At 71.8% G+C, this 13698-nt stretch carries 10 protein-coding genes; 3 read left to right on the plus strand and 7 right to left on the minus strand.

What is annotated here, in order from left to right; all coding sequences use genetic code 11:
- On the minus strand, positions 1-1245 hold the full coding sequence (gene alc / locus IF55_RS20970; RefSeq protein WP_078644860.1) for an allantoicase: 1245 nt from the start codon (positions 1243-1245) through the stop codon (positions 1-3).
- Positions 1242-2621, minus strand: coding sequence for an allantoinase AllB (gene allB / locus IF55_RS20975; protein ID WP_030886092.1), 1380 nt, complete (start codon positions 2619-2621; stop codon positions 1242-1244). The genes alc and allB overlap by 4 nt, the downstream gene beginning before the upstream one ends.
- Positions 2622-2871: 250 nt before the next feature.
- Here allB and IF55_RS20980 point away from each other — a divergent pair, with 250 nt between their 5' ends.
- Positions 2872-3654: an IclR family transcriptional regulator gene (locus IF55_RS20980; protein WP_030886089.1), complete on the plus strand. Its 783-nt coding sequence runs from the start codon at positions 2872-2874 to the stop codon at positions 3652-3654.
- 688 nt (positions 3655-4342) lie between these two features.
- On the opposite strand, the gene IF55_RS20985 is transcribed toward IF55_RS20980, so the two are convergent.
- Positions 4343-4660 carry a DUF5955 family protein gene (locus tag IF55_RS20985; RefSeq protein ID WP_030886085.1) on the minus strand — a complete coding sequence of 106 codons (318 nt, stop codon included), beginning with the start codon at positions 4658-4660 and terminating at the stop codon, positions 4343-4345.
- A gap of 428 nt (positions 4661-5088) precedes the next feature.
- On the opposite strand from IF55_RS20985, the gene IF55_RS20990 reads away from it, so the two are divergent.
- Together IF55_RS20990 and aceB are read left to right on the plus strand one after the other, a co-directional pair.
- Positions 5089-5709: a nucleotidyltransferase family protein gene (locus tag IF55_RS20990; RefSeq protein ID WP_030886082.1), complete on the plus strand. Its 621-nt coding sequence runs from the start codon at positions 5089-5091 to the stop codon at positions 5707-5709.
- A gap of 190 nt (positions 5710-5899) precedes the next feature.
- The gene (gene aceB / locus IF55_RS20995; RefSeq protein WP_030886080.1) at positions 5900-7540 is read left to right on the plus strand and encodes a malate synthase A; all 1641 of its coding nucleotides are present in this window, start codon (positions 5900-5902) and stop codon (positions 7538-7540) included.
- A 472-nt stretch (positions 7541-8012) separates the two neighbouring features.
- Here aceB and IF55_RS21005 read toward each other — a convergent pair whose 3' ends face one another.
- From IF55_RS21005 to IF55_RS21020, 4 genes are all read right to left on the minus strand, one after another.
- Positions 8013-9311: an amidase domain-containing protein gene (locus IF55_RS21005; protein WP_030886074.1), complete on the minus strand. Its 1299-nt coding sequence runs from the start codon at positions 9309-9311 to the stop codon at positions 8013-8015.
- Positions 9312-9314: 3 nt separating this feature from the next.
- Positions 9315-9638 (minus strand): type VII secretion target, encoded by a 324-nt coding sequence (locus IF55_RS21010; protein WP_030886071.1) that lies wholly within the window; start codon positions 9636-9638, stop codon positions 9315-9317.
- A gap of 161 nt (positions 9639-9799) precedes the next feature.
- Positions 9800-11752, minus strand: coding sequence for an alpha-L-fucosidase (locus IF55_RS21015; RefSeq protein ID WP_048832259.1), 1953 nt, complete (start codon positions 11750-11752; stop codon positions 9800-9802).
- Positions 11753-11936: 184 nt separating this feature from the next.
- Positions 11937-13472, minus strand: a complete 1536-nt coding sequence (locus tag IF55_RS21020; protein WP_398243899.1) for a nucleobase:cation symporter-2 family protein — start codon at positions 13470-13472, stop codon at positions 11937-11939.
- Positions 13473-13698: the final 226 nt, after the last annotated feature.

Raw genomic sequence — 13698 nt, forward strand, 5'->3', positions numbered from 1 at the left:
CTACGGGGGCGGGGCGGACGCGCGGCCTCGGCCGCTCAGTTCGCGGTGGCGGGCGGCCAGGCGGCGGGCGCCCTCGGGGGTGAGGGAGCCGTGGGCGCGGAGGCGGGCGATGCCGCCGTCGGGGTGGATGTCGACGCGCAGGTGGGTGGCGGCGGGGACGGGGAGGTCCGGGAGCGGGAAGCGGTGCGCGGTGTCGGGCTGGAGGCGGGTGCGGGGCAGGATCTCGGTCCAGCCTGCGGTGTGGTCGGCGGGGTCGGCGCCGGTGGTGGCGTCGAGTACGTACAGGGCGGCCCAGCCCGCGGCGTTGCCCTTGAGGTAGGCCGTGTCGATCTCGACGGCCCGTATCAGGGAGTGTTCGGTGAGGCGGTAGCGGACCCAGTCGTGGCCCCGGTCGCGGCGGCGGCGCGTCTCCCAGCCGTCGGCCATCGTGCGGGGGCGGCCGGGGCGGACGGTGTTCAGCGGCGGGGAGTAGAAGCGGTCCGAGGCGTCCTCGGCGCGCCCGCCGTTCTCCAGCGCCGCCAGGTCGAATGAGCCCAGGGCCGTGAGCCAGCCGGGGTCGGGGGCGGGTTCGCCGTGGACGCGCAGCCGGGCGACGCCGCCGTCGGGGTACTGCCGCAGCCGCAGGTGGGTCAGGCGCCGCCCGGCGTCGACGGCGAAGCCGTTGGCGGCGTGGCCGCCGACGGGGGTGCGCGGGACGAGCACGGTCCACCGCACGTCGTCGGCGAGGAGTTCGGCGGGGGACGGCGCGCCCTCGACGGCGGCGCCCTCGACGCTGACGGCGGCGGGGTGGTTCCCGCGGAAGTGGGCGGTGTCCACCACGAGGCCCCGTACGACACCGGGCACGCCGAGCCGGACGAGCGCCCAGTCGTGGTCGTCGGCGGCGGGGTGCGGGGCCTCGGCGGACGGGCCGCGGCGGCGCCGGGTCTCCCAGCCGTCCATGATCTTGCCCTTGTGGCCGAAGCGCTCGGGGTCGAAGCGCGGGGGCTCGGGCCGCAGCAGGTTCTCGCGTTCGGCGAAGAACTCGTCGTTGGCGGCGATGACGGCCGCGCCCAGCAGCCGGTCGGCGAGGTCGGGCAGTTCGGCGAAGGGGAACGCGGCGGTGCGGTAGTCGGCGTAGGGGTCGCCGCCTCCGTAGGGCGCCGCGTCGCCGGTATAGCGCGGTATGTCGAGGGGGGTGGACGGGCCGGTGGACGAGCCGGTGGCCAGGGCCGTATCGGCTGCGGAGGGGACTGTGCCGGAACTCATGCGGGCTGCGTCCTTTCGAGGAGTCGGCCGGTGGGCGGGGGCAGCGCAAGGGGTGCGACGGCCCCGGTGGTCGCCCCGCCGTCGGCGATCTTGTGGCCGCGCAGCCAGGTGGCCCGTACGACGCCGTGCAGGGTCCGGCCGGCGTAGGCGGTGATGGGGTGGCGGTGGTGGAGCGCGGCGGGGTCGACGGTGAAGGTGTCCTCGGGGGCGAGGGCGACGAGATCGGCGTCGCGGCCGGCTTCGATGGCGCCTTTGCCGGCCAGCCCGGCCAGCCGGGCGGGTGCGGTGGACATCCAGCGGGCGACGTCGTCCAGGGTGTGGCCGCGCCGCCGGGCCGCGGTCCAGACGGCGGGCAGGCCGAGCTGGAGGGAGGAGATGCCGCCCCAGGCGGTGGCGAAGTCGCCGGTTTCGGGGTGTTTGAGGTCGGGGGTGCAGGGCGAGTGGTCGGAGACGACGCAGTCGATCGTGCCGTCGGCGAGCCCGGCCCACAGCGCGTCCTGGTTGGCTCGTTCGCGGATGGGCGGGCAGCACTTGAACTCGGTCGCCCCGTCCGGGACTTCCTCCGCCGCGAGGGTCAGGAAGTGCGGGCAGGTCTCGGCGGTGAGCCGGACTCCGGCGCGTCTGGCCTCGGCGATCAGCGGCAGCGCGTCGCCGGAGGACAGGTGCAGTACGTGCACGCGGGCACCGAGCCGGGCGGCGAGGGCGATGAGGGTGGTGACGGCGTCGTTCTCGGCGGCGCGCGGCCGGGAGGCGAGGAAGTCGGCGTAGCGCCGTCCGGTGCGCCGGGGCGCGCGGTCGAGGTGGTCGGGGGCCTCGGCGTGCACGATGAGCAGCCCACCGAGGCCCGCGACCTCCGCCATGGCGGCGGCGAGCTGATGGCGGTCGAGCTCGGGGAACTCCTCGACGCCGGAGGGCGAGAGGAAGCACTTGAAGCCGAAGACGCCGGCGTCGTGCAGGGGGCGCAGCGCGCCGGCGTTGGCGGGGATGGCGCCGCCCCAGAAGCCGACGTCGACATGGACCGCGCCGGCCGCAGCCCGCTGTTTGACGTGCAGGTGGTGGGGGGTGGTGGTGGGCGGGAGGCTGTTGAGGGGCATGTCGATGAGGGTGGTGACGCCGCCCGCGGCGGCGGCGCGGGTGGCGGTGGCGAACCCTTCCCACTCGCTGCGGCCGGGGTCGTTGACGTGGACATGGGTGTCGACGAGGCCGGGGAGGAGGGCGGTGTCGCCGAGTTCCTCGGTACGGGCGCGGGGCGGGGCGGCGGCGTCGTAGGGCAGGAGGCCGGTGATGCGGCCACCGGCGACGGCGACGGCGGCGGGCCGCGTTCCGTCGGGGGTGACGACGCGGGTGGAGCGCAGCAGCAGTTCGGTTTCGGGCATCGGGCCCCCTGGTGTCGTGTGGACTCCCCAACCCCACGGATGTCAGCGTCGGATTTCAACGTCCGATCGCAGGTTTCAACGTTCTGTTGAAGAAGCCGACTTGGGGCGCAGTCTCCATTCCCCGCCCGAGCCCGTCAAGACCGCGCCGGACACACGGGGTCTGACCGGCCAGGACGGCTGCCGCACGGCCGGTACGGAGATCGCCGGAGGCCGGTAGGCTGCTGTCACCCGTCCCGGAAGGACCCGTCTCGTGCCCTCGTCCGCCGAGCCCAAAACCGCGCCCACCGGGGGCGTGCAGTCGCTGGAGCGCGCCTTCGATCTGCTGGAGCGGATGGCGGACGCCGGCGGCGAGGTCGGGCTGAGCGAGCTGGCCACCAGCAGCGGCCTGCCGCTGCCGACGATCCACCGGCTGATGCGCACGCTGGTCGCCTGCGGTTACGTGCGCCAGCAGCCCAACCGGCGCTACGCGCTCGGCCCGCGCCTGATCCGGCTCGGCGAGAGCGCGTCCCGGCTACTCGGCACGTGGGCCCGCCCGTACCTGGCACGGCTGGTGGAGGGCACCGGCGAGACCGCCAACATGGCGCTCCTCGACGGGGACGAGGTGGTGTACGTCGCGCAGGTGCCGTCGAAGCACTCGATGCGGATGTTCACCGAGGTCGGGCGGCGGGTGCTGCCGCACTCCACCGGCGTCGGCAAGGCGCTCCTCGCCCACGCCTCCGACGACGAGGTGCGCGCCCTCCTCGCCCGTACGGGCATGCCGGCCGCGACCGAGAAGACGATCACCACGCCGGAGGGCTTCCTCGAAGCCCTCGACCGCGTCCGCGACACCGGTTACGCCGTCGACGACAACGAACAGGAGATCGGCGTCCGCTGCCTGGCCGTCCCCGTCCCCGGCTCCCCCACCGCCACCGCCATCTCCATCTCCGGCCCCGCCGGCCGCCTCACCGACCCCGCCACGGAAACCATCGTCCCCCTCCTGCAAGAGGTCGCGGCCCAACTCGCCACAGAACTGACGACCACGGAACCGGGCTGACGGACCGGCACGGGCGGGGGCCGTGCCGGGAGGGGGGCGGGCTGGGGCAGGCGGCCGGCAGGCACGCGGCTGACGCGTGCCGGGGAGAAGAAGCAGACGCTCGACCCGCGCCGACCGCGCCGGCTGGGGGCCGGCCCGCGCCGACCGCGCCGATGGGGATTGGCCCCCGCCGACCCGGCCGGCTCCACGGGAGCTGGTTCCGACGCGGCCCGACCGCCGGTCTCGGCTCGACCCGACCGCCGCTTCCAGCTCCGTCCGACCGCCGGTCTCGGCTCGACCCAACCGCCGGTTCCAGCTCCGCCCGACCGACTGGGACAGCGTCAGCCCTCGATCCGCGGGGGCAGCGCGGGCGCGGCCCGGAGGGACGGTACGGGGCGGGCCCGACGAGCCCGGCAGGGACCCACCCCCGCGGAGGGCCGCAGGCCAGAGCGGGCGTCCGGGCGCGCAATGGGCCCCGTCCGGGGAGCGCCACGAGCCCCGGGGCCCCGCGCCGGGCGGGGGCAGCGCGGGCGCGGCCCGGAGGGAAGGTACGGGGCGGGCCCGACGAGCCCGGCAGGGACCCACCCCCGCGGAGGGCCGCAGGCCAGAGCGGGCGGGCCGGCGCGCAATGGGCCCCGTTCGGGGAGGCCCACAAGCCCCGGGGCCCCGCGCCGGCGGACATGGCACGGGGTGCCGGGGAGCCGCGACGTCAGTCGCGGCTCCATGGCGGGCCGGTGGGCCGACCGCATAGGTCAACGGCTTCGCGGACTTCGCGCAGGGCCGGGGCCAGCGCGCTCACCGAGCCCAGAGCGCCCGCCACCACGAGCAGGCAGCGGTGCAGCCGGGGCTGTTCCACGTCGCCGGTGCGGGCCATGGCCGCCAGCACGGCGAGTTCGTCCTCGGCCACCGCCCGGTCCGACAACTCGGCCGGATGCGTGGCGAGTTCGCGGCGGAGCCGGGCCACGGCGGCCCCCAGCCCGTTCGCCTTCGGGTCCGCGCCCGCGCCGGCCCTCCGCCTCTGCTCCACGACTACGGCGCCTTCCGCCCGTACGGCGCCCGAAGGCACGCCCTGCCCCGTCCGATGACTTACCGGCACAGTCCTCCCCTTCGCGATCGTCGACTCCCCTGCGCGCCCCACGACTTGACCGGGCGCACCCGTGAACGCGGATCAGTTAACGCCACGTTGAGTGCGACACGCCACACTCTGAGCGAAAATCAGACCGCAGAATGACCGCCCGAGAGTGAAGCGGAGGCCACGGCTTGCCCCCGGCAACCCGTACCCCGCACCGCGTCGGCCGGTGACGCGCGCCCGCGCGGAGTGTGATCACCGCGCATCGCCACGCCTCCCACTTCGACGCGAAGCCGTCGGGCGGCCCCCCTGGCGGCACCCGTACGGGCAGCGGGGCCGTACGGGCGTACGAGCGCGCGACCGGCCCCGTACGGTATGCAGGGGCCATGGCACGTACGACTGAGGACGAAGGAGCGCCCGTCGCCGGGCTGCTGCTGGCGGCGGGCGGAGGGCGCAGGCTCGGGGGCCGGCCGAAGGCGCTGCTGGAGTACCGCGGTACGCCCCTGGTGGAGCGGGCGGCGCGGGAGTTGCTGGCCGGCGGCTGCGCGTCGGTGCGGGTGGTGCTGGGCGCGGCCGCCGAGCGGGTACGGGCCCGTACCGACCTGGCCGCGCTGACCGGGCACGAGCCGCTGGTCAACCCGGACTGGGAGCGGGGGATGGGATCGTCGCTGCGCGTCGGGCTGGGTTCGCTGGCCGGGAGCGGCGCGTCGGCGGCCCTGGTGATGCTGGTGGACCAGCCCGGTATGGGCGCGGAGGCCGTGGCGCGGGTGCTGGCGGCGCACCGGGCCGGGGCGGATCTGGTGGCGGCGTCCTACGAGGGGCGGCGGGGCCACCCGGTGCTGTTCGGGGCGGCGCGCTGGCCGGAGGTGGCGGCGAGCGCGGCGGGCGACCGCGGGGCGCGCGCGTACCTTCAGGCCCACGCCGGGGAGATCACGCTCGTGGAGTGCGCGGACGTGGCCAGCCCGGACGATATCGATACGCCGGAGGATCTGGCGTTGCTGGAGTGACGCGAGGGAAGGCTGACCTAGACCGAGTCCATTGAACTTCCACCATGAGGAAACTATTCTCCACTGATCAGGAGCGCCGCCCCGGACAGCTCGCCCGGCCACCCCGGGAACGCCACGGCAAGGCGACCGACATCCGCGACCCGCCCCCATCCATCGCTCACCGCCCCGCCCGCCGAAGGAGTGACCGTCGATGTCCGTACCCGCGCCGTCCGCGCCAACGCCGTCCGCGCCGGCCGTCGTCCACGCCGAGCCGCTGCCGCGCCAGGAGGAGGTGCTGAGCGACGCGGCCCTCGCGTTCCTGGCCGAGCTGCACCGCCGTTTCGCCCCGCGCCGCGCCGAACTCCTGGAACGGCGCGCCGCGCGCCGCGCGGAGATCGCCCGTACCGGCACGCTGGACTTCCTGCCGGAGACCGCGCACATCCGCGCGGACGACGGCTGGCGCGTGGCCCCGGCGCCGGCCGCGCTGGAGGACCGGCGGGTGGAGATCACCGGCCCGACCGACCGCAAGATGACGGTCAACGCGCTGAACTCGGGCGCCCGCGTCTGGCTCGCCGACTTCGAGGACGCGACCGCCCCGACGTGGGAGAACGTCGTACTCGGCCAGCTCAACCTCATCGACGCCTACGAGCGGCGCATCGACTTCACGGACCCGCGGGGCAAGTCGTACGCGCTGCGGCCCGCCGAGGAGCTGGCGACGGTCGTGGTACGGCCGCGCGGCTGGCATTTGAATGAGCGTCACCTCACGGTCGACGGGGAACCCGTGCCCGGCGCGCTGGTCGACTTCGGCCTCTACTTCTTCCACAACGCGCGGCGCCTCATCGACCTCGGCAAGGGCCCGTACTTCTACCTCCCCAAGACCGAGTCGCACCTCGAAGCGCGGCTGTGGAACGACGTGTTCGTCTTCGCGCAGGATGCCCTCGGCATCCCGCAGGGCACCGTGCGCGCCACCGTCCTGATCGAGACGATCACCGCCGCGTACGAGATGGAGGAGATCCTCTACGAGCTGCGGGACCACGCCTCCGGGCTGAACGCGGGGCGCTGGGACTATCTGTTCTCGATCATCAAGAACTTCCGCGACCGTGGGGCGGAGTTCGTCCTGCCGGACCGCAACGCGGTGACGATGACGGCGCCGTTCATGCGCGCGTACACGGAGCTGCTGGTCCGTACGTGCCACAGGCGCGGCGCGCACGCGATCGGCGGCATGGCGGCGTTCATCCCCTCGCGCCGTGACGGGGAGGTCAACAAGGTCGCGTTCGAGAAGGTCAGGGCGGACAAGGACCGCGAGGCCCACGACGGCTTCGACGGCTCCTGGGTCGCCCACCCCGACCTGGTGCCGATCGCCCAAGCCTGCTTCGACGCGGTCCTCGGCGACGCCCCGCACCAGAAGCACCGGCTCCGCGAGGACGTCCACGTCACCGCCGCCGAACTGATCGCCATCGACTCCCTAGACGCCGCCCCGACCTTCGACGGCCTGCGCAACGCCGTCCAGGTCGGCATCCGCTACATCGAGGCATGGCTGCGCGGCCACGGCGCCGTCACCATCTTCAACCTGATGGAGGACGCCGCCACCGCCGAGATCTCCCGCTCCCAGATCTGGCAATGGGTCAACGCCGGCGTCGAGTTCGAACGCGACGGCCACACCGTACGGGCCACCCCGGACCTGGCCCGCGAGGTGGCCGCCGCCGAACTGGCCGCGATCCGCACCGACATCGGCCCCGAAGCCTTCGCCGAGGGCCGCTGGCAACAGGCCCACGACCTACTCCTGACCGTCGCCCTCGACCCCGCCTACCCCGAATTCCTCACCCTCCCCGCCTACGAACTCCTCACCTGAACCCATCCCCCGCGCGACGGCCCGGCGAGCCGCCTCTCCTACCCGCAGTCGCCGAGAACGGGCCCTGAGTCGACCGGCGAGTACGTGGCGTACAGCAGGAACAACTCCAACGGAATCGTCAACACACCGGCCCACGCCCCGATATGAGCCACCAGCCCCGCCTTCGTGCCCGCCAACCGCCCCCCGCACTCCCGGCGAACCCGCCTGGCCAGCAACACGCAGACGACAACAGCCGAAACCCCGAGGACGACCCCCGACCATGCGGCGACATACTCAGCCTTCGGGAAAGGCAGATGCCGACATGCCGCCTGCTGCCGATCGACCCAATCACTATCGATGCCCTGCACCTGCCACGAGGTGACCACACCGGCAAGAGTCGCGAACGGCACCCATAGGGCAGCGACCAAAGCGCCTGGCGTGCTGGAACGCCTCGGCCCGATGCCCTCGGACGCAGAAGAAGACGAAGTAGCCATCAGTACCAATTCGGATGGGGGCGGACGATGTGGATACGCTGCTCGCCATGGTTTCTGGTCGCGACGTGTTCCCGAGCCTCCAGGCTGACGTTCTGCCATGAGCTGGTGTGCTGCGTCAGCTTGATGTCACCGTCCGGGGTCACCGAGGTGACGACGGCTGCATGGTAAGTCTCGCCCGCGGGCTCGCCCCCAGGGTCGTCGGCCGCCTGCTCGTAGAAAATGACATCGCCGGGACGCGCCTGCGACCTCGGGAGCTCTTCGCCGCCATTGCGCACAAGGAAATGCCGCAGGTCTTGGGCCGAAGCCCAAGAACGGGAGTGGTACGCCCGCTGGTCCAACCAGTCGATTCCCAGGCCGGTCTCCCGACCCCAGGAGTTGTCACCCATGGGCCCCAACCAAGAGTCGAACTTCTTCTCCATGCCGCCGGCCTCAAGAGCGGACGACACGAAGTTGGCGCAGTTGTTTCTGAACTTGAGGTCGTCGTCCTTGTTCCAGTGGTCCAGTGCGTAGCGCACCATCTCGACGCGGTCGATCTTGCCGTCTGAACCCCGGAGGTCCCGTCCCACCTCGGGTGGCAATCCCTTGAGATCGGCGATGGTGACCGGCTCCGCCAGCATCAGCGCCTCGCGCTGCGCCGGTGTGAGCCCGTCCCACCACTCGCGGACGAGGTGCGGGTCCTTCCCGACCGGCACGTCGCCCCGGAGCATGTCGATTTCGGTATGGGCGGTATCGGTCAGAATGTCGTTGTGCGCCACGCTGGTGTTCGAGACGTCGATCTCCGTCGCCAGCTTGTCCAACGCGGCAGAGGCCTTCGAATCAGCTTGCCCAGCTTGCCGCAACGCCTCTTCGATCAGGTCATCGACCTCGGAGACGTGCCCTTGCTCCTTCTTATAGTCCTCGCGCACCTGTTGCGGGACATCCGGTCCCATGGGCGCCGCGCCCGTATACAAACCCACCGCGCGGCCGTCCCTGATTTCCAGTCCATACTCGGATGCCAGTTCCACGGCGTGGAACAGCGTGCGCTGAGACCACTCCATCGACGAAGCCAGGCCGTCCAGGATCAGAACGACGCCCTTGATGATGTCACCACCGGCCTCAAGACGGTTGGCCAGGTCCTCCAGGCGCTTGCCCGCCTTCTCGCCTGTGGCATCCGCCCAGTGGTCGTCGAGCGGCTTCTTGCCCTGCTCTCGGATATCATCCGCCGCGGTGGCGGAGCGCCGCGAAAGGGTAGTCCAGTCGTCGGCCGCCTTCTTCCACTGGTCGACGTGACAGCTGTACAGGTCGTGATAAGAGACCACGCGTCACTTCCCCCCGAAGTCGTCCAGTCCATGCTGGAGCCTGCGCATGGCGTCCCTGGCCTGGCGATCCGTGGCGTCATAATCGTTGGCCGTCCGATGGAGGTTCTCGGCCATCCTGTTCATCTGCTTGGCCAGGTCGATCAGGTGATTCTCCCACGCGGTCGCACAGCGCTTCAGAGCTCCTGCTGATGCCCAGCCGTGGTCGTTGCCTGCCACCGTCTCGCTGGAGTCGAAGAACTTGCCCAGACTCTCCATCGCCTTTTCGGCAGCGGACTGCGTCCCTTCCCCACCCCGGCGCACCTGGCGCGTTTTTATTTCTATGTCCATACCCCACCCCTCATATCAACTTGATCATCTTATGCGATCTGTGGATATCAGGGGATTGCGGGCGGCGTCGCAGCGGCTCCGCCGGAGGGCCCGGCGCTCCCGCCGGAGAGCCCGGCGCTCTCGCCGGAGTCGCCGGGCTCGTCCTGTGGTGGCGGTGGCTGTCAGTGGCGGTAGAGCTGGGTGGTGGGGATGATTTCTTGGGGTTGGTTGGGGCTGGACCAGAGCAGTTTCATGGTGGCTTCGCCTGTCTGCTCGGTGTGTTCGAGGCGGGTGGCGTATTTGTGGCCGGCGCGCAGGGCGATGGATGCCTTGTCGATGGCGGCGTCGTGGGGCTTGGTGTTGTCGATGACGAGGCGACCGTCGATCCAGAGGCGGGCGGTGTCGTCGGAGACGGTGGTGAAGGTGTAGGCGTCGGTGAAGCGGGGCTGGAGGGAGCCGGTCCAGCGGGTGGAGAAGTGGTCGGCGGGGATGCTGGGGGCGGGCGAACCGCTGGATTTCCAGGAGTAGTTGACGGTGCGGTCGACGCGGGTCAGCGCGGGCGGGCCGCTGAGGGTGTCATTGGCGAAGATGTCGGCGCGCAGTCCGCTGCCGTGGCCGCGAGGTGCGGGGCGGGGCGTTTTGACGGTCAGTTCGATGACCGTGGCGGTCGGGTTGGTCGGCCCTCCGGCGGGTGTGATGTCGTAACCGTCGCCTGATGGTGCGACCTTGACACCCTGTCGGCTGCCCAGGACTCGCGCGTCCGTCACTCGGAACGGGGCCCGGGCTGTGAGATGCAGGGGTTTCCCGGCGGTGGGCCATTCGGTTACGGAGGCGTAGAGCTTGTCGCCGGCCCCGCCGCGGGAGCGGCTGACCGCGCCCCAGGACGGCTCCTCGACGAGACCGGCGTACCCGGCCCCGTACACCGCCCTGCCCTGCCCCGCCGTGCGCAGCCACCGGCCCACGTCGCTCAGCCGGTCCAGAGAGGGCTGCGGGACGCGGCCGTGTCTGTCGGGGCCGACGTTGAGGAGGTAGTTGCCGCTGCGGCTCGCGGTGGCGAGGAGGTTGCGGATGATGGTGGCGGAGGACTTCCAGTCCTGGTCGTACTTGGCGAATCCCCAGTGCCCGTTGAGCGTCATGCAGCTCTCCCACAACTGGCCGTCCACGGGCGCGGCGGGGATCTCCTGCTCTGGTGTGCCGTAGTCGCCGTCGGTCACGCGGCGCTTGCCGACGCGGTTGTTGATGATGAGCTTCGGGTCGAGATCGCGCAGATACGACTCCAGGGACTCGCCGTCGCGGGCGGTCCAGGGGTTGTGCGGGTTGTCGGTGTCCCACTCCCCGTCGAACCAGAGCAGCGCCGGGTCATACCCCTTGACCAGCTCTTTCAGTTGCGCGTACATCCGCTCGCGGTACTTGGGGAAGGTGGCCGGGTCGGCGAAGTCGGGGTCGTGCCAGTCCCAGATCGAGTAGTAGAAACCGAGCTTGATGCCGGCCCGGTCGGCGGCGTTCTTCAGCTCGCGCATGATGTCGCGGCGCTTGTCGAAGGCGGAGTGGTCGCGCAGGTTCCACGTGTTCACCTTGGTGGGCCACATCGCGTAGCCCTCGTGGTGCTTGGCGGTGATGACGATGTAGCGCTGCCCCGCGTCCTTGGCGGCCTTGACGATCGCCTTGGCGTCGAAGGCGGCGGGGTCGAAGGTGCGCGCCTGCTTCTCGTACGCGTCCATCGGGATGGCGCACTGCCGCTTGATCCACTCGGCGTCGCGGCAGACGGTCCCGTCCGGCCTGCGGTATTCGCCCTCCAGGTTGGAGTACGCGCCGAAGTGGATGAACATCCCGAACCGGTCCTGCCGCCACCAATTGGTGCGGTCGGCCGTGAAGGGGTCGTCCGGCGCGAAGTTGGTGCCGGGGCCGGCCGCCGGCCGCTGCCGCGCGTGCTCGGTACCGGTCTGGACGTCGGCGTCGGCCTGGCCCTCGGAGCCAGATGCGGCTCGGTGAGCGGGCCGGGCTGCCGCCGAGCCGGTCGGCAGTACGACGGCCAGCAAGGCGGCCGCGAGCATCGGCGCGAGCAACCGCGTTCTCCGCACGGTTCGGTGACGGGGTCGAGGGCGAGGTCGGGGTCTGGGGAGGGACGTACGCATGGCGGCTCCTGGACTGGGAGGTGGGCGTACAGGAGGGCCGGCCGGCCGCGTACGGAACTTAGGGCCGCTAAAGGTGGGATGTCAATGGGAGGTTGAAGGGTGATGAGGGGCGATTCCGTCGATATATCGATCCCAATGGCCGCTTTACATCCGATGTATTGGAAGGGAGAGCTCCCGCTCGCCCTCAGTGCGTCGCCGGGATCGGCGGCTCCTCCGACCCCAACTCCTCCGACCCCGACTCCTCCGACCCCGACTCCGCCGCTCCCCTCTCAACCGCCCCCGTCTCAGCCGCCCCGCGCCGCCGCCTCCCCAGATGGTTGAAGGCGAGGTTGAGGATGACGGCGGTGAGGCAGCCGGCGCTGACGCCCGAGTCCAGGATGATCCTCAGGCCGTCGGGGATGGCCGCGTTGTCGTAGAACGTCCGGGAGATGACGGGGATCATGCCCATGCCGAGCGAGGTGGCGGCGATCAGCAGGTTGTCTGGCTTGTCCAGCCCGGCCCCGAGCAGCACGTTGACGCCGCTGGCCGCCACCGTCCCGAACAGGACGATGCCCGCGCCGCCCAGCACCGGCTGCGGCACGACGGCGATCAGCGAGGCGAAGACGGGGCTCAGCCCCAGCACGACGAACATCACGCCGCACGCCGCCACCACGAACCGGCTGCGCACCCGGGTGATCGCCACAAGCCCGATGTTCTGCGCGAAGGCGCTGTTCGCGAAGCCGTTGAAGAAGGGGCTGACCGCGGAGGACAGGGTGTCCGCGCGCAGCCCAGCGGCGATGGTCCGCTCGTCCGCCGGCCGGCCGACGATCACGCCGAGCGCCAGCATGTCCGCCGTGGACTCCGTCATGCAGACCAGCATGAGCACGCACATCGAGATGATCGCGGGGAGCTGGAACTCGGGGCCCCCGAAGTGGAACGGCGTCGGAAACCCGACGAGCGCCGCCTGGCGCGTCGCGGTGAAGTCGACGGCCCCGACGGGTATCGCGATCACCGTGCCCGCCACCAGGCCCAGGAGTATGGCGATCTGCTGGAGGAAGCCGCGCAGTACGCGCCGCAGCACCAGCACGATCACCAGCGTCGCCGCCGCCAGCGCCAGGTTGGTCAGCGGCGTGGGCCGCTCCGGGTGGCCGCCCTGTATCCAGCCGAACGAGACCGGCAGCAGCGTGATCCCGATGAGGGTGATCACCGTGCCGCTGACGACGGGCGGGAAGAACCGTACGAGCCGGCAGAAGTAGGGCGCCAGGAGGAAGCCCAGCGCCCCGGCGACGATCACGCCGCCGAAGATGACGGGCAGGGCGTTGAGACGGCCGCCGCCCTGGGCGTCGACGATCGCGATCATCGGGGCGACGCCCGCGAACGAGACCCCGTTCACGAACGGCATCCGCGCGCCGACGCGCCAGCACCCGAGCGTCTGCAGCAGCGTGGCGATGCCCGCCGTGAACAAGGCCGCGCCCACGAGAAACGTGAGGTCGCGCGCCGAGAGGCCGACGGCCGCACCGAGCACCAGCGGCGGCGCGACCACGCCCGCGTAACTGGCGGCGACATGCTGCAACCCACCGGCCAGCAGCCGGCCGGGCGGCAGCATCCGGTCCACGGGGTGAGCCGCCTCGCCCCCGGCCCCCCGCCATCGCCGCGCGCGCTCTCGCGCACGCGGCCGCTTCGGCGACTCCGACTGGCCGGCGGCGCTACCGCGCTTGCTGAACCTGGGCGCTGACGTCACGGCGGTTCCTCCTGTCGCTTGTCGTGCCGCCGATGGCACGGTTTCAGGGAGGTGTTCTGCGGTGCGGAGGGTGCGTTTACGGGCGGGGGTGCGCTGGCGCTCGTACGGGCGCGGGTGCTGGGACGCTCGTACGGGCCGGGGGTGCGGCGGCGCTCGTACGGACGGGGGTGCACTGGCCTCCGTACGGGCGGGTGGGCAGTGGAGCATGTACGAGCGAGGGTGCGGT

The sequence above is a fragment of the Streptomyces varsoviensis genome (assembly GCF_000718635.1).
GTDB classification, from domain to species: domain Bacteria; phylum Actinomycetota; class Actinomycetes; order Streptomycetales; family Streptomycetaceae; genus Streptomyces; species Streptomyces varsoviensis.

Coding starts and splice junctions, on each gene's coding strand:
- alc (WP_078644860.1), bottom strand. CDS start 1,245: ATGAGTTCCGGCACAGTCCCCTCCGCAGCCGATACGGCCCTGGCCACC.
- aceB (WP_030886080.1), top strand. CDS start 5,900: ATGTCCGTACCCGCGCCGTCCGCGCCAACGCCGTCCGCGCCGGCCGTC.
- allB (WP_030886092.1), bottom strand. CDS start 2,621: ATGCCCGAAACCGAACTGCTGCTGCGCTCCACCCGCGTCGTCACCCCC.
- IF55_RS21010 (WP_030886071.1), bottom strand. CDS start 9,638: ATGGACATAGAAATAAAAACGCGCCAGGTGCGCCGGGGTGGGGAAGGG.
- IF55_RS21015 (WP_048832259.1), bottom strand. CDS start 11,752: ATGCGTACGTCCCTCCCCAGACCCCGACCTCGCCCTCGACCCCGTCAC.
- IF55_RS20990 (WP_030886082.1), top strand. CDS start 5,089: ATGGCACGTACGACTGAGGACGAAGGAGCGCCCGTCGCCGGGCTGCTG.